The sequence below is a fragment of the Pseudomonas poae RE*1-1-14 genome, from assembly GCF_000336465.1.
GTDB classification, from domain to species: domain Bacteria; phylum Pseudomonadota; class Gammaproteobacteria; order Pseudomonadales; family Pseudomonadaceae; genus Aquipseudomonas; species Aquipseudomonas poae.
Genome location: NC_020209.1, coordinates 4,474,051 through 4,490,397, shown reverse-complemented (window position 1 = coordinate 4,490,397; position 16,347 = coordinate 4,474,051). Strand labels below are relative to the sequence as shown.

Below are 16,347 nucleotides of genomic sequence, written 5' to 3'. Positions count from 1 at the left end.
TTTTTGGAGCAGGTATCACTCGGTGACGGCATTCTTCGCGAGAATGGCGTTGGCCAGTTGCATGTCCGTGGCCTGCAGGCCAGGGTTGTCGGCGCGGACTTTCTGCATGGCGGCTTCCAGGTAAGGGCCGCGAATACCGCCGTCGCTGGCAACGAAGCTGCCGGCGTCGTCTTGAGCGGCGACCACCATCTTGTGGTCCTTGAAGGTCAGGTACGTCGAGCCGGTCGTGGCGCCCGACGAGATGACATTGCGCCAGAAGCTGTCGGCCATGGCTGAACCGACGGGGAGGGATAGCACAGCGAGGGTTGCGACAGCATATTTAAGACGCATGGTAGGTGACTCCGGTGGTTGTCTGTTGGGTTTGATTGTAATCAGACCGATCGAGTTCAATCATGACTAAACAGTTTCAACTTTCAGTACCACGCCATCCTGGCCGATCACCCGTACTTGAGCGCCTGCAGGCGTATCCGGGCCGGTCACCATCCATACGCCGTCGCCGACTTTCACCTTGCCTCGGCCATCCACGATGGCTTGATGCACAACAAAGGTGCGGCCGATCAGCTCCGAGCCTCGCTCGTTCAGACCCGGTTGATCGCTGGCCTTGGCGCTGCTGCGCTGGCGCTTCCACCAATACACCGCCGTTAGAATCGACAACAGGGCGAACAGCAGCAGTTGCCACTCCAGCCCCAGTGACGGCACCACGAACTTGATCACGCCCACCACCGCGGCCGCGATGCCCATCCACAGCAGATACCCGCCGGCCCCGAATACCTCGAGAATCAACAACACGGTACCCAGTGCCAGCCAGTCCCAAAACGATAGATGCTGAAGGAATTCCCACATGGTAATGGCCTCAGCCTTTCTTGTTGTCGAAGGTCGCCTTGACGATCTCGCCAATACCACCGACAGCACCGATCACCTGGCTGGCTTCCAACGGCATGAGAATGACCTTGCTGTTGTTGGCCGAAGCCAGCTTGCCCAGGGCGTCGATGTACTTTTGCGCGACAAAGTAGTTGACCGCCTGCACGTTGCCCGACGCGATTGCCTCTGACACCACCTGCGTGGCTCGAGCTTCCGCTTCGGCCTGACGCTCACGGGCTTCAGACTCCAGGAATGCGGCCTGTCGGCTACCCTCGGCCTCGAGGATCTGCGCCTGCTTCTTGCCCTCGGCGGTCAGGATCGCCGAGGCGCGCAGGCCTTCGGCTTCGAGAATCTGCGCACGCTTGATCCGCTCGGCCTTCATCTGCCCGGACATGGCGGCCATCAGGTCTGCCGGCGGGCTGATGTCCTTGATTTCGATCCGCGTGATCTTGATGCCCCACGGCGCCGTGGCTTCGTCGACAGTGCGCAGCAGCTTTTCGTTGATGCCGTCACGCTGGCTGAGCATGGCATCCAGTTCCATGGAACCGAGCACGGTACGGATATTGGTTTGCAGCAGGTTGCGTATCGCGTGTTCGAGGTTGTTGACCTCGTAGGCTGCCTGGGCGGTGTTCACCACCTGGAAGAAACACACGGCATCGATCTGCACGGTGGCGTTGTCGGCGGTGATCACTTCCTGGGGCGGGATATCCAGCACGCTTTCCATCACGTTGATCTTGCGACCGATGCGGTCCATGACCGGAATGATGATATTGAGGCCAGGCTTGAGGGTGTTGGTGTAGCGGCCAAAACGTTCGACCGTCCACTGGTAGCCTTGGGGCACCACCTTGAATCCCATGAAGAGAATGGCGATGGCCAAACCCACGAAAAGAAGCAGTACGGTTCCGATCTGCATTGCGATTCCCTATCTGGTGGTGTCAGTGAAACGACGTTCGGCCGATTGTAACGGTGTTGCCACCGATAAAGACGGTTTCATTGTCCGACAATCAAAGCATTTGTTTCTGAATCTGCAGGGGTGACCCGCAACACTTCGGCCAGCGTGGTCAGCCCGGCCTGTACTTTCAGCAATCCGGCCATCCGCAGGCTGTGCATGTTTTGCCGCAGCGCCGCCTGGCGTAAGACCTGCACATCGGTGCCGGGCGTGATCAGCGCCTTGAGCGTCTCATCCATCACCATGATTTCGAAGACGCCGGCCCGGCCGCGGTAACCGCTGTCGCGACACTCTGCGCACCCCGCAGCCTCGCAGGTAGCGCCCGTAACACGCTTGCAGCTGGGACACAGCAGGCGTACCAGACGCTGGGCCATCACCCCCAGCAAGGTGGCCTTGATCAAATAGTGAGCAATTCCCAGCTCCTGCAAGCGGCTGATGGCGCTGGGCGCATCGTTAGTGTGCAGGGTCGACAGCACAAGGTGCCCGGTAAGCGCGGCCTGGATCGCCATTTCGGCGGTTTCCTGGTCGCGTATCTCGCCGATCATGATGATGTCCGGGTCCTGGCGCAGCAGGGCGCGGATGCCGCTGGCAAAGGTCAGGTCGATGTTGTGTTGTACCTGCATCTGGTTGAACGCCGGTTCGACCATCTCGACCGGGTCCTCCACGGTGCACAGGTTGACCTCTCGGGTCGCCAGTCGCTTGAGCGTGGTGTAGAGGGTGCTGGTCTTGCCGGAACCGGTTGGGCCGGTGACCAGGATGATGCCATGGGCCTGGCGGGTCATGGCGTGCCAGCGCTGCTGGTCTTCGGGCGACAGGCCGAGTTGGTCGAAGTCCTTGAGCAGCACCTGGGGGTCGAAAATCCGCATGACCAGTTTCTCGCCAAAAGCCGTTGGCAAGGTCGACAGGCGCAATTCCACTTCGGCGCCGGCGGGGCTTCTGGTCTTGAGGCGGCCGTCCTGAGGTTTGCGTTTTTCCGCCACGTTCATCCGGCCCAGGCTTTTCAGACGGCTGACCACGGCCATCGTGACCTGAGGCGGGAATTGATAGACATCATGCAGCAGGCCATCGATGCGAAAGCGTACGCGGCCCTGGTCCCGACAAGGTTCGATATGAATATCGCTGGCACGTTGGCCAAAGGCGTATTGCAGCAGCCAGTCGACGATCGTGACGATATGCGCGTCGTTGGCATCCGGCTCCTGATCGCCGCCGCCGAGGTTGAGCAGTTCGATATTGGCAGGCGACGCGATGTTCTGATCGGCACCGCGAACCGACTTCGCCAGGCGGTAAAACTCGCCCATGCAATGCTCAATTGCCTGGGGGTTGGCCACCACACGCTTTATCGAACGTTTGAGCACCTGCGCCAGGCCTGCTTCCCACTCGGTGACATAGGGCTGGGCGCTGGCGACGGTGACGGTCTGCGCATCCACAGCCACCGCGAGGATCGCGTGACGCTGGGCGAATGCATGGGACATCAGCGGTACCACCGTCGCCACGTCGATCTTCAGCGGGTCGATGCGCAGATAAGGTTGTCCGGCCTCTTGGGCGAGCCATTGCGTGAGCGCTTCAAGGTCGGGCCCCTGGGCCGCGATGAGCTCCAGCGGATGCCGGTGGCCAGCGGGCAATGTCGACAGGCGCTGCGCGACGTCGGCTGCGACCAGACCGGCCTTCACCAGAGGCGGCAGTAGCGAATTCAAGTGCAAGCGGTGATCTACGGACATACAGGTTTACCTGGCAAAAGCGAACGTATATCCAGGCTAGTCAGCGGCGCCGTTTCTTCCTCATTGCGTGTATTTCAGCCTTTTACCGGGCGGCGGCCAGCAGGTCCTGGGGCCTTGCGGCATCAACCTGATGCACTTGCAGCGTACAGACGCTGATCAGGTTTCGAATCTTTTCACCGATGACCTGGGCGCGGTGCCAACTCAGTCCGTCGATCACGATATCCAGAGTCAGCAGGTCCGCTTGGCGGTCCATCCGCACCTGGCTTGGGGTGAGCAACTGCAGCGCGAAATAGTTGAGCATCCGGCATAGCACATCCGGTTCCGCCTCGGCGACGATCTGATAGTGCGCCTGACAGTGGGCGCTGCTGACGGCCCACGCATCGACGCGGGTCACAGGGCAGACGGTTTCGACAATATGCATGCGGGATCTCCAGATTCGACTGAAGAAATTTTTACATGCGCTACGGGAGATTTCTTATCTAGAATAGGCTCGATTGGAGTATTTAAGACTTATTCAATTCGAGCATGCGACTATTTAAGGTATTTATATGCGCAGTGAGCTGGACGTCTACGATCGCCGTATCCTTGCCCTTCTGCAGGAGGACGCCTCACTCTCCAGCGCGCAGATCGCCGAGCAGGTCGGGTTGTCGCAGTCCCCGTGCTGGCGGCGCATTCAACGCCTCAAGGACGAAGGCGTGATTCGCGGCCAGGTCACTTTGCTGGATCGCAAGAAGATCGGCCTCGACACGCAGATCTTCGCCGAGGTCAAACTCAACGCCCACGGGCGCTCTAACTTCACGGAGTTCACCGAAGCGATTCGTGGGTTTCCTGAAGTGCTGGAGTGCTATGTGCTGATGGGGGCGGTGGATTTTCTGCTGCGCATCGTCGCGTCGGATATCGAGGCTTACGAACGGTTTTTCTTCGACAAGTTGTCGATGGTGCCGGGGATTCAGGAGGTGAATTCGATTGTGGCGTTGTCCGAGATCAAGTCCACTACCAGCCTGCCCGTGTTGCGTTGAAACCTTTGGGAGCGAGCGAGCCCGCTCCCATCGGTTAACCGTGAATTACAGACGCAGCAACGTCTTCCACGCGCGGTTCTGATACACCGCAATCGCCTGATGCATCCGCGCATCCAGCGACTCATCGGTGATCGGCTGGTTAGCCAGTTGCACCAGCTTGTTCAGCTCGCCGTACAAGCGGTCCAGCTCGGCGATGTCCACTACCTGACGCGCATGGTGCAGCCAGGCCTGGATGCGCTCGATGCGCGGCAGTTGCTCGGCCAGGTCTTCGGGTTGCTGCTGGTAGCGCGGCAGTTGCAGGGCGACGGCATCGTCGGCCAGCAGGCGCGGCAGCCAGTTGGTGAGTTGCGCTGCGCCCTGACGGTTGCCGCGCACGGTGCGCTCGGCGGTCCAGGTGCGGGCCAGCAGCCAGCGCGAGGTGTTCAAGGAGAACAGGCCCCAGCGCACGTCTTCGAGCTCTTCGGCGAACTGCTCCGGTGCGGCTTTGCGAATGTCTTCGTCGTCGTCACCGGCCTGGACCAGCGGGCGCCAGTCCTCGAGCAGGGCGTCGAGTGCGCTGCGCAGTTCGCTGGTGGACTGGCGCGGCGCCGCCTGACCGAGGCTGCCGATCAGGGCGCGCAATTCGCCGAGGTGATCGACCCAGTCCTGCAACAGGCGCCAATGGCCGTTGAACCGGTATTGCTCGGCCAGACGCTGGCTGCTGCCGAGCAAGTGCCACATGATCGCGGCGAAGGCGTCGTCCAGCGGCATTTCGGCGTGGATCTGCGGTGCCGGCAAGCTCAGGGAGTAGCTGCCGGCGTCGTACAGGCGGTAGCCGCGCTCGGCTTTGCTGATATCGCACGGCATCAGTGCCAGGGTGGCGGCCAGCTCGGCGGCGAGTTCCAGCAAGGCTGCCGGTTCGCCTTCGCGCAGTTCCAGTTCCAGTTCGCAGATTTCTTCTTTCTGCTTGCCGACCACCACATGGCCGAGGTCCAGCGCGGCTTCGATCACCACCTTGGCCTTGCCACGGCCCCAGGCGATTTCGGCGCGCTCGCGCACAAAATCGGTGGTGAAGATCGGCTTGAGGGTCTTTTTGTCCAGCTCGGTCAGTTGCTCGGGCCAGCATTCGCCGTCGAGTTTCTTCACGTCGAGCTTGGCTTTGGCCAGGTTCCAGTTGTACTCGTTGCGTTCCGACAGGCCGGCGATGCTTTGGCCGCGGGTCTTGAGGGTCTGGATAATCTCGTCACCATCCTTGCGCAGGCGCAGGGCAACCTTGGCCTGGGCCAGGTCGCGCTCGGGGGTGTCGAAATACTGGTTCATCAACTCACGGCGTTCCCAGCCATTTTTGTTGCGTTTTTTCAGTAGCGGGTGCTCGCGCAGCGCAGCGAGGGTTTCGCGGCTGACGCGGAGCTTGATTTCGGTTTCTTTCTGCATGGCCGGAAAATCCAGGATCGGGAGCGCAGCCGGGGAAAAGAGTGGCTGCCAAGGCCGTGCAGTGTACAGGACTGAGCCCGGCAACGCGCCGCAACGGTTTATTGTGCCGTGCAGATGGCTCTATAGTGGGGTTCATCCGGGAAGTCGAGAGGCCGCGCATGCCATTACCTACCCTCAAAGAGCAATTCGCCGCGCTGATTGCCGCGCCATCGGTCAGTTGCACGCAAGCGTCCCTGGACCAGACCAACCGCCCGGTGATCGATCTGCTCGCTGCTTGGCTGGGCGATCTGGGCTTTGCCATCGACATCCAGCAGGTCAGCCCCGGCAAGTTCAACCTGCTGGCCACATTCGGCAGCGGGCCCGGCGGGCTGGTGCTGGCCGGGCACAGCGACACGGTGCCGTATGACGCCGCCTTGTGGCAGACCGATCCGCTCAAGCTGACGGAAGTCGACGGCCGTTGGGTAGGATTGGGCAGTTGCGACATGAAAGGTTTTTTCGCCCTTGCCATCGAAGCGGTGTTGCCGCTGCTCGACCAGCCGTTCAAACAGCCATTGTTGATTCTCGCCACCTGCGATGAAGAGAGTTCCATGTCCGGCGCGCGGGCGCTGGCCGAAGCAGGCCGTCCGCTGGGCCGCGCGGCGGTGATCGGCGAGCCGACCGGCCTCAGGCCGATACGCCTGCACAAGGGTGTGATGATGGAACGCATCGACATCCTTGGCCGCAGCGGCCATTCGTCAGACCCAAGTCTGGGCCACAGCGCCCTCGAAGCCATGCACGATGCCATCGGCGAACTGCGCGGCCTGCGTCTGGCCTGGCAGCGCGAATACCGCAACCCGCAGTTCAGCGTGCCGCAGCCCACCCTTAACCTGGGCTGCATTCACGGCGGCGACAACCCCAACCGCATCTGCGGCCAGTGCTCCCTTGAGTTCGACCTGCGCCCCTTGCCGGGCATGGACCCTGAGGTGCTGCGTGCCGCTATTCGGCAGAAGCTTCAACCTCTGGCCGAGCGCCATCACGTCAAGATCGACTACGCGCCGCTGTTTCCCGAGGTGCCACCTTTCGAGCAGGCCGAGGACGCCGAACTGGTACGGGTTGCGGAGCGTTTGACCGGCCATCGTGCCGAAGCAGTGGCGTTTGGCACCGAAGCGCCTTATCTTCAGCGCCTTGGTTGTGAAACCCTGGTGCTCGGCCCTGGCGATATCGCCTGTGCACACCAGCCCGGCGAGTACCTCGAAATGTCACGCTTGACGCCTACAGTGCGGTTATTGCGCGAACTGATCGAACATTACTGCCTGAAACCTGCATAAATTAACCCCTGCCTGTACGTCCATAGAAGGAGAGTGAGCGTGTCGCCAAGCCTGTTCCGACGATAACCATCAGCCCGCCGTGCGCTTTCACGATCCTTCCTTTTTCGGCTGCTTTTTATTACAGGCCCAGGTGTTATGCCCGAATACGTCAATTGGCTTCGTCACGCTTCCCCTTACATCAACGCCCACCGCGACTGCACTTTTGTGGTCATGTTGCCTGGCGACGGTGTGGACCACCCCAACTTCGGCAATATCGTCCACGACCTGGTGCTGCTGCACAGCCTGGGCGTGCGACTGGTGCTGGTGCACGGCTCGCGCCCGCAAATTGAAACCCGCCTCGCGGCGCGTGGCCTCACGTCGGCTTACCACGAGGGGATGCGCATCACCGACGCCGCCACCCTGGAATGTGTGATCGACGCGGTGGGGCACCTGCGCATCGCCATCGAAGCACGCCTGTCCATGGATATGGCCTCATCGCCCATGCAGGGCTCGCGCCTGCGTGTAGCCAGTGGCAATCTGGTCACCGCGCGCCCCATCGGTGTTCTTGAGGGCGTGGACTATCACCATACCGGCGAAGTGCGCCGGGTCGACCGCAAGGGCATCAATCGTCTGCTTGATGAGCGCTCCATCGTGCTGCTGTCGCCGCTGGGGTACTCGCCCACCGGCGAGATCTTCAACCTGGCCTGCGAAGACGTGGCCACCCGCGCCGCCATTGACCTGGCCGCCGACAAACTGCTGCTGTTTGGCGCCGACCTCGGGCTGATCGACGAAAATGGCCGTCTGGTACGTGAGTTGCGCCCGCAACAAGTGCCGGCGCACCTGCAACGCCTGGGTAACAACTATCAGGCCGAGCTGCTCGACGCCGCAGCCCAAGCCTGTCGTGGTGGCGTGGGGCGCAGCCATATCGTGAGCTACGCGGAAGACGGCGCCTTGCTCACCGAATTGTTTACCCGCGACGGCGGCGGCACGCTGGTGGCCCAGGAACAATTCGAGCTGGTACGCGAGGCGGCGATTGAGGACGTCGGCGGTTTGCTCGACCTGATCAGCCCGCTGGAAGAGCAGGGCATCCTGGTACGCCGTTCGCGGGAAGTGCTGGAGCGCGAGATCGAGCAGTTCAGCGTGGTGGAACGCGAAGGCATGATCATCGCCTGCGCGGCGCTGTACCAGATCGCCGATTCCGACGCGGGTGAGCTGGCCTGCCTGGCCGTAAACCCGGAATACCGTCATGGCGCACGCGGTGATGTGTTGCTCGAGCGTATCGAGGGCCGTGCCAGGGCCCAGGGCCTGAAGACCTTGTTCGTGCTTACCACGCGTACTGCGCACTGGTTCCGCGAGCGCGGCTTTGAGCCCAGCAGCGTAGATCGCCTGCCTTCGGCGCGGGCGTCGCTGTACAACTACCAGCGCAACTCCAAGATTTTCGAAAAGGCGCTGTAAAAGGCAGTACAAATCAACTTGTGGGAGGGGGCTTGCTCCCGATAGGCGTAGCTCAGTCGCTGATGTGTTGACTGATCGACTGCCATCGGGAGCAAGCTCCCTCCCACATTTTGTTTCACTGCTTCAGAACCGTGGAACCGCGCCGATACAACCATTGTCGGCGTTCGAATCGGCCGCTTTGACAACCAAAGAAATTATTAGTGACACAAAAACTGTAACAAATTGACGCCAGGATAGCGCTTAGCCATGATGGCGCCGCCTTTCTGGTCGTGATTGACGTCAGCACTGTCACTAAGCGATCTAAAAAAGCTTTGAATCATACCCTTCAGGAATTAGGTTGTGCGGCAACTCGTCTACTCTGACCGGTTCGCTGTCCTGCAAAGCCTTATTCTCGAATCGTATGAAAAGGGATGAAATAATTCTTTTTGGGTGTATGAGAAACTCATTACCCTGCACGGACCAAATCAACTGTGATTAGACGAAGGTAGTAGACACACAAGGTTACGATTGACTTGTCAGTCACTAACCGGTGCTAATCGCGCATCTGTGGATCGAGGGCGTCAGACCCGCGACCAAAGAAACACAAAAATTAGAAACGAGAGGAGCGGTACATGAAGAAGTCCACCTTGGCTGTGGCTGTAGCTTTGGGCGCAATCGCCCAGCAAGCAGGCGCTGCCGGTTTCATCGATGACAGTAAAGTAACGCTGGGTGTGCGTAATTTTTACATCAACACCGACAACCGTGACGCCGCTGCCGGCACTCCTGCCAACAAGGCCGCTGGTGTACAGAACAAGCAGGAAGAATGGGGCCAGGGCTTCGATCTGCGCTTCATCTCCGGTTACACCCAAGGCACCGTAGGCTTCGGTCTTGATGCCATCGGCCTGCTGGGCATTCGCCTGGATTCGGGCGGCGGCACCAACGGCGCGAGCCCGGCGACCGCTACCAGCCCTGGTTCGTACGGCGGCACTGTGTTCCCGAGCAAGTCCAATGGCGAAGCCGTTGATAACTACTCGAGCCTGGGCCTGACTGCCAAAGCCAAGATCTCCCAGACCGAACTGAAGCTGGGTACGCTGCAACCCAAGCTGCCGGTTATCGTGACCAACGACGGTCGTCTGCTGCCGCAGACCTTCCAGGGTGGCCAGATCACCACCAACGACATCAAGGACCTGACGCTGGTTGCCGGTCAGATCGAAAAGGCCAAGGGCCGTAACTCCAGCAACGTCGACAACCTGTCGATCGCTGGTGCCAACACCCGTGGCGTGAACTGGCGTGACAGCAACAAGTTCTACTACGCCGGTGGTGACTACAAGATCACCAAAGACCTGACTGCCCAGTACTACTACGGCAACCTGGAAGATTTCTACAAGCAGCACTTCCTGGGTCTGACCCACAACTGGGCAATCGGCCCGGGCGTCCTGAAGTCTGACCTGCGTTACTTCCACAGCTCCGATGACGGCAAGAACGGCAGCGAGTCGGCCTACTTCTCGTCGGGCAACTACAGCGGCGTGAACTCCGGTCGTGGCAAGGTTGACAACAACCTGTACAGCGGCCTGTTCCTGTACACCATTGCCGGTCACACCTTTGGTGGTGGTTATCAGGTCAGCAACGGTAACAGCGACTTCCCTTGGCTGAACCAGGGCGACGGCTCGTCGGCTTACCTGACCACCGACATGCAGATCGCCAAGTTCGCCCGTGCCGGCGAACGTACCTGGCAGGCTCGCTACGCGTATGACTTCGCCAAGGTTGGCGTACCTGGCCTGACCGCCGGTATCGTCTACCTCAAAGGTACCGACATCGATACCGTCAACGGCAGTCGTGCCGAGTTCACCGGTCAGTCCGAGTGGGAACGTGACATCACTGTTGCCTACGTGATCCCGGAAGGCCCGCTGAAGAACCTCGGCGTCGCCTGGAAAAACGCCATGTGGCGCAACGATGTTGCCGCAGCGCGCGATCAGGACGAAAACCGTGTAATCGTCAGCTACAGCTACGCATTCAAGTAACAGCGTAAAGCCTTGCCCGGCGCAATGCCGGGCAAGGTGTGTTGCTTCAAGTCGGGCTCAACCCCCGCAAGCCCTTCCTGAATCCCTCTTTGCAGCGTCTCAAGGCCTTCTCGAACCTTGAAATCGATGTTGATCCCCGCCTGCCCCAGCGTCCAGTGAACAGATTTTTAATATTCCTTTATCGTCTGGATAAATCGTTATTTATTCTTTTTAAATAAATGCCGAAGCATGCACAGTGGGCTCCATAAGCACTCACCAGGAGCCATGCCATGAGCCTCAGACTGGGCGATATCGCCCCCGATTTCGAACAGGATTCCAGCGTCGGTAACATTCGTTTCCATGAGTGGCTGGGCGATAGCTGGGGTGTGTTGTTCTCCCACCCAGCCGACTTCACGCCGGTGTGCACCACTGAGCTGGGCTTTACCGCCAAGCTCAAGGACGAGTTCGCCAAGCGCGGCGTCAAGGCCATTGCCCTGTCCGTGGACCCGGTGGACTCCCACCACAAGTGGATCGAAGACATCAACGAAACCCAGCACACCGTGGTCAATTTCCCGATCCTGGCCGACGCCGACCGCAAGGTCTCGGACCTCTATGACCTGATCCACCCCAACGCCAGCGATACGCTCACCGTGCGGTCCTTGTTCGTGATCGATCCGAACAAAAAGATCCGCCTGACCATCACTTACCCCGCCAGTACTGGCCGCAACTTTCATGAAATCCTGCGGGTCATCGACTCGTTGCAACTGACCGACAACCACAAAGTCGCCACGCCGGCCAATTGGCAGGACGGTGATGAGGTGGTGATCGTGCCGTCGCTCAAAGACGAAGAAGAGATCCAGAAGCGCTTTCCCAAGGGCTATCGCGCAGTGAAACCGTACCTGCGCCTCACCCCGCAACCTAACCGCTGATACCGCCATCGCGGGCAAGCCCGGCTCCCACAGTTTGATTGCGTTCCCCTGTGGGAGCCGGGCTTGCCCGCGATGGCGTCTGCAAGTACACCACTGAATCAAAGCAGGGGTTTTTCAGGCCGCTTCGACGGCCTTTTTTTTCGTCTGGTGTTCTATAAATTGCATATGTATTTATGGAATAAACAAATGAAAAAATAAGATTTATAGATATATAAATCTGCTGCTAAGGTCTGTTCCATCTTGGCGCCATCGCCCTACGGCGATTCGTCGGCACTTGCTCAAGGAATTCCCGCATGTTGGTCGTAACACTCGGAGGCAGTCCCAGTCAGCGTTCCCGCTCCGGGGTGCTGCTGGAAAAAACCCGTCAGTGGTTGCAAGACAAAGGCGTCGAAGTGGTGAGTTATCAGGTACGGGACTTCCCGGCCGAAGACTTGCTGCATGCGCGCTTCGACAGCCCCAAGGTGGTCGACCTGTTGCAACAGGTGGCCAATGCCGACGGCCTGGTGATTGCCACGCCGGTGTACAAGGCTTCGTTCTCCGGTGCACTGAAAACCGTGCTCGACCTGCTGCCCGAACGCGCCCTGGCGCACAAGGTAGTACTGCCGATGGCCACCGGCGGCAGCATCGCCCACATGCTGGCGGTGGACTACGCGTTGAAGCCAGTGCTGTCGGCGCTCAAGGCTCAGGAATTGCTGCACGGCATTTTCGCTGAGGACAGCCAGATCGCTTACGGCGAGGGCAGTGCCCAGGCGCAGCTGGTGCCGGTGCTTGAAGCGCGTCTGCGCGAAGCCGTCGAGCAGCTCTACAGCGCCATGGCCCGCCGCCCCAAACCGCTGGATCCCGACGTATTGAATGAACGTTTGTTGAGTGCTCGCTGGAGCATTTAAGCCTCACCCTACATCCGGTAACACTCACCTTACTCAGCCGCCAACGGCCAAGCAGGTGCAGCCAACCCCTCATCGCACTATTTGGAGAGAGCGCCATGCGCACTGTCATCTTGCGTCGTGGTCTGGTCGCACTGTTTGCTGCGGCTGTGTCCTTCGGCGCCTTTGTTAACGCCCAGGCCGCCGAAACCCTGCGGATCGGCTATCAGAAATACGGCACCCTGGTGTTGCTCAAGGCCAAGGGCAGCCTGGAAAAACGCCTGGCCGCCCAAGGCGTGCAGGTGCAATGGACCGAGTTTCCCGGCGGCCCGCAGCTGCTTGAAGGCTTGAATGTCGGCGCCATCGACTTTGGCGTCACCGGCGAAACCCCGCCCGTGTTCGCCCAAGCGGCCGGTGCTGATCTGCTCTACGTCGCCTACGAGCCGCCAGCGCCCACCAGCGAAGCGATCCTGGTGCCCAAGGATTCGACGATCACATCGGTGGCCGAGCTCAAGGGCAAGAAAATCGTGCTCAACAAAGGCTCCAACGTGCACTACCTGCTGGTGCGTGCTTTGGAAGATGCCGGGCTGAAATACACCGACGTGCAGACCGTATTCCTGCCGCCCGCCGATGCCAGCGCCGCGTTCGAGCGGGGCAGTGTCGACGCCTGGGTCATCTGGGACCCGTACCAGGCCGCCGCCGAGAAACAACTGCAGGCGCGCACCCTGCGTGACGGCACCGGCATCGCCGACAATCACCAGTTCTACCTCGCCACCAAACCCTACGCGCAACAGCACCCCGACGTGATCAAGGCGCTGGTGGAAGAAGTGCGCGCGGTGGGCGAATGGTCCAAGGCCAACCCGCAGGAAGTCACCGCTCAGGTGGCGCCGCTGCTAGGCCTGCCGGCCGACATCACCCTGACCTCAGTGAAACGCCAGGGCTACGGTGCGCTCTTCCTGACCCCGGAAGTGGCCGCCGCCCAGCAGAAAATAGCCGACACCTTCTACCAGCTCAAATTGATTCCCAAGCCCTTGAGCATCAAGGACGTGATCTGGACGCCGCCGGCCACCGTGGCCACCGCGCCGTAATTTGACTTTTTCAGGAGACAACTCCATGAGCCTCACTATTTTCTGGTTCCTGCCTACCCACGGCGACGGCCATTACCTTGGCACTGCCGAAGGTGCCCGCGCCGTCGACCACGGCTACCTGCAGCAAGTCGCCCAGGCCGCCGACCGCCTTGGGTTTGGCGGCGTGCTGATTCCCACCGGGCGCTCATGCGAGGATTCGTGGCTGGTGGCCGCCTCGCTGATCCCGGTGACCCAGCGCTTGAAATTCCTCGTCGCCCTGCGCCCCGGCATCATTTCGCCGACGGTGGCCGCGCGCCAGGCCGCAACCCTGGATCGCCTGTCCGGCGGCCGCGCACTGTTCAATCTGGTGACCGGTGGTGACCCCGAAGAACTGGCCGGCGACGGCTTGTTCTTGAGCCATGAAGAGCGCTACCAGGCCTCGGTGGAATTCACCCGTATCTGGCGTCGCGTGCTGGAAGGCGAAACCGTGGATTACGACGGCGAGCACATCAGCGTCAAAGGCGCCAAGCTGCTCTACCCGCCGATCCAGCAACCGCGCCCGCCGCTGTACTTCGGCGGATCTTCCGAAGCCGCCCAGGACCTGGCCGCCGAGCAGGTGGAAATGGTGCTGACCTGGGGCGAGCCGCCGGCCGCAGTGGCGGAAAAGATCGAGCAAGTGCGCGCCAAGGCCGCCAAACATGGGCGCACCGTGCGCTTCGGTATTCGCCTGCATGTGATCGTGCGTGAAACCAACGAAGAGGCATGGAAAGCCGCCGACAAATTGATCTCCCACCTGGACGAGGCAACCATCGCTCGCGCCCAGGCTTCCCTGGCGCGTTTCGACTCGGTGGGTCAGCAGCGCATGGCCGCCTTGCACGGGGGCAGCCGCGACAACCTCGAAGTCAGCCCCAACCTGTGGGCCGGCGTCGGCCTGGTGCGTGGCGGCGCGGGCACCGCGCTGGTGGGCGATGGCCCGACGGTTGCGGCGCGGGTCAAGGAATACGCGGACCTGGGCATCGACACCTTCATCTTCTCCGGGTATCCGCACCTGGAAGAGTCGTATCGCGTGGCTGAGCTGCTGTTCCCGCACCTGGACATCGAACGCGCCGAGCCGCCGAAAAGCACCGGCTATGTCAGTCCGTTCGGCGAAATGGTTGCCAACGACATTCTTCCCAAAGCCGCGTCACAGAGCTGAGGGCGCGCCATGAATGTCGAAAAATTGAGCCATCGCGTGGCGCCCTGGGTACTGCCGATTCTGTTGCTGGCGGTGTGGCAGTTGTCGGTGTCGGCGGGCTGGTTGTCGACGCGCATTTTGCCGGCGCCCAGCGCAGTGATTGAGGCCGGGGTGAACCTGGTGCGCAGCGGCGAAATCTGGACGCACCTGGCCATCAGCGGCTGGCGCGCCGGCCTGGGCTTCGTGATCGGTGGCGGCATCGGCCTGGCCCTGGGCTTTATCACCGGCTTGTCGAGCTGGGGCGAGCGGCTGCTGGACAGCTCGGTGCAGATGATCCGCAACGTGCCGCACCTGGCGCTGATTCCGCTGGTGATCCTGTGGTTCGGCATTGATGAAACGGCGAAGATTTTTTTGGTCGCCCTCGGCACGCTGTTTCCGATCTACCTCAACACTTATCACGGCATCCGCAACGTCGACCCGGCGCTGGTAGAGATGTCGCGCAGCTATGGCTTGTCCGGCTTCAGCCTGTTCTGGCAGGTGATTCTGCCCGGCGCGTTGCCGTCGATCCTGGTGGGCGTGCGCTTTGCCCTGGGCTTCATGTGGTTAACGCTGATCGTGGCGGAAACCATCTCGGCCAGCTCCGGCATCGGCTACCTGGCGATGAACGCGCGGGAATTTTTGCAAACCGACGTGGTGGTGCTGGCCATCGTGTTGTACGCGATCCTCGGCAAATTGGCCGACCTGGCCGCGCGTGGCCTTGAACGGGTATGGCTGCGCTGGCACCCGGCGTATCAAGTGCACAAGGGAGGTGCGGCATGACGGCTCAACAACCTCCACGTCTGCTCAAGGGCATCCCGCTGGCAGTGCGCAAACTACGCAAGTCCTTTGGTGCGCGGGAAGTCCTCAAAGAGATCGATCTGCATATTCCCGCCGGTCAGTTCGTCGCCGTGGTTGGTCGCAGCGGCTGCGGTAAAAGTACGTTGCTGCGCCTGCTGGCGGGCCTGGATAAGGCCAGTGGCGGCCAGCTGCTGGCCGGGTCTGCGCCGCTCGAAGAGGCGATTGAAGACACCCGGCTGATGTTCCAGGAAGCGCGCCTTCTGCCGTGGAAAAAGATCATCGACAACGTGGGCCTGGGTCTCAAGGGAAACTGGCGCCCCAGGGCGTTGGACGCGCTGGAGGCGGTGGGCCTGGCCGAGCGTGCCGATGAATGGCCGGCGGCCTTGTCCGGCGGGCAGAAGCAACGGGTGGCGCTGGCCCGCGCGCTGATTCATCAGCCGCGCCTGCTGTTGCTCGATGAACCGCTGGGCGCGCTGGATGCCCTGACCCGCATCGAAATGCAGCAACTGATCGAAAACCTCTGGCAAAAGCACGGCTTCACCGTGTTGCTGGTGACCCACGACGTCAGTGAAGCGGTGGCGATTGCCGATCGGGTGATCCTGATCGAGGACGGCGAAATCGGCCTGGACCTCACCGTCGACCTGCCGCGCCCACGTGCCCGTGGCTCACATCGCCTGGCTGCACTGGAAGCCGAAGTGCTCAACCGCGTGCTGTCCCTGCCCGGCGTGCCGCCGGAGCCCGAACCTGTTTCACCGCTGCCGACGCAATTGCGTTGGGCTCAATAACCCACACAGGAA

The 16,347-nt window shown here is 61.0% G+C and carries 16 protein-coding genes; 10 read left to right on the top strand and 6 right to left on the bottom strand.

What is annotated here, in order from left to right:
* Positions 1 to 15 precede the first annotated feature (15 nt).
* The 5 genes from H045_RS19745 to H045_RS19725 all read right to left on the bottom strand — a co-directional run bounded on the left by H045_RS19745 (position 16) and on the right by H045_RS19725 (position 3,949).
* A complete protein-coding gene (locus H045_RS19745; RefSeq protein ID WP_003234790.1) occupies positions 16 to 330 on the bottom strand; it encodes a DUF2388 domain-containing protein in 315 nt (104 codons plus the stop codon).
* 66 nt (positions 331 to 396) lie between these two features.
* Positions 397 to 843, bottom strand: a complete 447-nt coding sequence (locus tag H045_RS19740) for an NfeD family protein (RefSeq protein ID WP_003234788.1) — start codon at positions 841 to 843, stop codon at positions 397 to 399.
* Positions 844 to 853: 10 nt separating this feature from the next.
* Positions 854 to 1,774, bottom strand: a complete 921-nt coding sequence (locus H045_RS19735; protein WP_003176797.1) for an SPFH domain-containing protein — start codon at positions 1,772 to 1,774, stop codon at positions 854 to 856.
* A 77-nt stretch (positions 1,775 to 1,851) separates the two neighbouring features.
* Positions 1,852 to 3,528, bottom strand: coding sequence for a GspE/PulE family protein (locus H045_RS19730; protein ID WP_015373254.1), 1,677 nt, complete (start codon positions 3,526 to 3,528; stop codon positions 1,852 to 1,854).
* 82 nt (positions 3,529 to 3,610) lie between these two features.
* A complete protein-coding gene (locus tag H045_RS19725) occupies positions 3,611 to 3,949 on the bottom strand; it encodes a hypothetical protein (RefSeq protein WP_015373253.1) in 339 nt (112 codons plus the stop codon).
* Positions 3,950 to 4,076: 127 nt separating this feature from the next.
* On the opposite strand from H045_RS19725, the gene H045_RS19720 reads away from it, so the two are divergent.
* A complete protein-coding gene (locus H045_RS19720) occupies positions 4,077 to 4,547 on the top strand; it encodes an Lrp/AsnC family transcriptional regulator (protein ID WP_003234782.1) in 471 nt (156 codons plus the stop codon).
* Between the two features lie 45 nt (positions 4,548 to 4,592).
* On the opposite strand, the gene H045_RS19715 is transcribed toward H045_RS19720, so the two are convergent.
* On the bottom strand, positions 4,593 to 5,960 hold the full coding sequence (locus H045_RS19715) for a CYTH domain-containing protein (RefSeq protein WP_003234780.1): 1,368 nt from the start codon (positions 5,958 to 5,960) through the stop codon (positions 4,593 to 4,595).
* A 158-nt stretch (positions 5,961 to 6,118) separates the two neighbouring features.
* Here H045_RS19715 and argE point away from each other — a divergent pair, with 158 nt between their 5' ends.
* From argE to ssuB, 9 genes are all read left to right on the top strand, one after another.
* Positions 6,119 to 7,267, top strand: coding sequence for an acetylornithine deacetylase (gene argE, locus H045_RS19710; protein ID WP_003234778.1), 1,149 nt, complete (start codon positions 6,119 to 6,121; stop codon positions 7,265 to 7,267).
* Between the two features lie 135 nt (positions 7,268 to 7,402).
* Positions 7,403 to 8,701 (top strand): amino-acid N-acetyltransferase, encoded by a 1,299-nt coding sequence (argA, locus tag H045_RS19705; protein ID WP_015373252.1) that lies wholly within the window; start codon positions 7,403 to 7,405, stop codon positions 8,699 to 8,701.
* Positions 8,702 to 9,312: 611 nt separating this feature from the next.
* A complete protein-coding gene (locus H045_RS19700) occupies positions 9,313 to 10,701 on the top strand; it encodes an OprD family porin (RefSeq protein WP_003234775.1) in 1,389 nt (462 codons plus the stop codon).
* Positions 10,702 to 10,970: 269 nt separating this feature from the next.
* Complete coding sequence (locus H045_RS19695; RefSeq protein ID WP_003234773.1) at positions 10,971 to 11,609, top strand: peroxiredoxin; 639 nt, start codon at positions 10,971 to 10,973, stop codon at positions 11,607 to 11,609.
* A gap of 293 nt (positions 11,610 to 11,902) precedes the next feature.
* Entirely contained in the window at positions 11,903 to 12,496 is a 594-nt protein-coding gene (gene ssuE, locus H045_RS19690) for an NADPH-dependent FMN reductase (protein WP_003234770.1), read from the top strand.
* A 95-nt stretch (positions 12,497 to 12,591) separates the two neighbouring features.
* Positions 12,592 to 13,560, top strand: a complete 969-nt coding sequence (locus tag H045_RS19685) for a sulfonate ABC transporter substrate-binding protein (protein WP_015373251.1) — start codon at positions 12,592 to 12,594, stop codon at positions 13,558 to 13,560.
* Positions 13,561 to 13,585: 25 nt separating this feature from the next.
* Complete coding sequence (ssuD, locus tag H045_RS19680) at positions 13,586 to 14,734, top strand: FMNH2-dependent alkanesulfonate monooxygenase (RefSeq protein WP_003234766.1); 1,149 nt, start codon at positions 13,586 to 13,588, stop codon at positions 14,732 to 14,734.
* 9 nt (positions 14,735 to 14,743) lie between these two features.
* On the top strand, positions 14,744 to 15,532 hold the full coding sequence (gene ssuC / locus H045_RS19675) for an aliphatic sulfonate ABC transporter permease SsuC (RefSeq protein WP_003234764.1): 789 nt from the start codon (positions 14,744 to 14,746) through the stop codon (positions 15,530 to 15,532).
* Positions 15,529 to 16,335 carry an aliphatic sulfonates ABC transporter ATP-binding protein gene (gene ssuB / locus H045_RS19670; protein ID WP_015373250.1) on the top strand — a complete coding sequence of 269 codons (807 nt, stop codon included), beginning with the start codon at positions 15,529 to 15,531 and terminating at the stop codon, positions 16,333 to 16,335. Before ssuC ends, ssuB begins: the two co-directional genes overlap by 4 nt.
* Positions 16,336 to 16,347: the final 12 nt, after the last annotated feature.

Bases quoted from the DNA above. Each gene is read 5' to 3' on its own strand.
- H045_RS19745 (WP_003234790.1), bottom strand. From the start codon at position 330: ATGCGTCTTAAATATGCTGTCGCAACCCTCGCTGTGCTATCCCTCCCC.
- H045_RS19740 (WP_003234788.1), bottom strand. From the start codon at position 843: ATGTGGGAATTCCTTCAGCATCTATCGTTTTGGGACTGGCTGGCACTG.
- H045_RS19735 (WP_003176797.1), bottom strand. From the start codon at position 1,774: ATGCAGATCGGAACCGTACTGCTTCTTTTCGTGGGTTTGGCCATCGCC.
- H045_RS19730 (WP_015373254.1), bottom strand. From the start codon at position 3,528: ATGTCCGTAGATCACCGCTTGCACTTGAATTCGCTACTGCCGCCTCTG.
- H045_RS19725 (WP_015373253.1), bottom strand. From the start codon at position 3,949: ATGCATATTGTCGAAACCGTCTGCCCTGTGACCCGCGTCGATGCGTGG.
- H045_RS19720 (WP_003234782.1), top strand. From the start codon at position 4,077: ATGCGCAGTGAGCTGGACGTCTACGATCGCCGTATCCTTGCCCTTCTG.
- H045_RS19715 (WP_003234780.1), bottom strand. From the start codon at position 5,960: ATGCAGAAAGAAACCGAAATCAAGCTCCGCGTCAGCCGCGAAACCCTC.
- argE (WP_003234778.1), top strand. From the start codon at position 6,119: ATGCCATTACCTACCCTCAAAGAGCAATTCGCCGCGCTGATTGCCGCG.
- argA (WP_015373252.1), top strand. From the start codon at position 7,403: ATGCCCGAATACGTCAATTGGCTTCGTCACGCTTCCCCTTACATCAAC.
- H045_RS19700 (WP_003234775.1), top strand. From the start codon at position 9,313: ATGAAGAAGTCCACCTTGGCTGTGGCTGTAGCTTTGGGCGCAATCGCC.
- H045_RS19695 (WP_003234773.1), top strand. From the start codon at position 10,971: ATGAGCCTCAGACTGGGCGATATCGCCCCCGATTTCGAACAGGATTCC.
- ssuE (WP_003234770.1), top strand. From the start codon at position 11,903: ATGTTGGTCGTAACACTCGGAGGCAGTCCCAGTCAGCGTTCCCGCTCC.
- H045_RS19685 (WP_015373251.1), top strand. From the start codon at position 12,592: ATGCGCACTGTCATCTTGCGTCGTGGTCTGGTCGCACTGTTTGCTGCG.
- ssuD (WP_003234766.1), top strand. From the start codon at position 13,586: ATGAGCCTCACTATTTTCTGGTTCCTGCCTACCCACGGCGACGGCCAT.
- ssuC (WP_003234764.1), top strand. From the start codon at position 14,744: ATGAATGTCGAAAAATTGAGCCATCGCGTGGCGCCCTGGGTACTGCCG.
- ssuB (WP_015373250.1), top strand. From the start codon at position 15,529: ATGACGGCTCAACAACCTCCACGTCTGCTCAAGGGCATCCCGCTGGCA.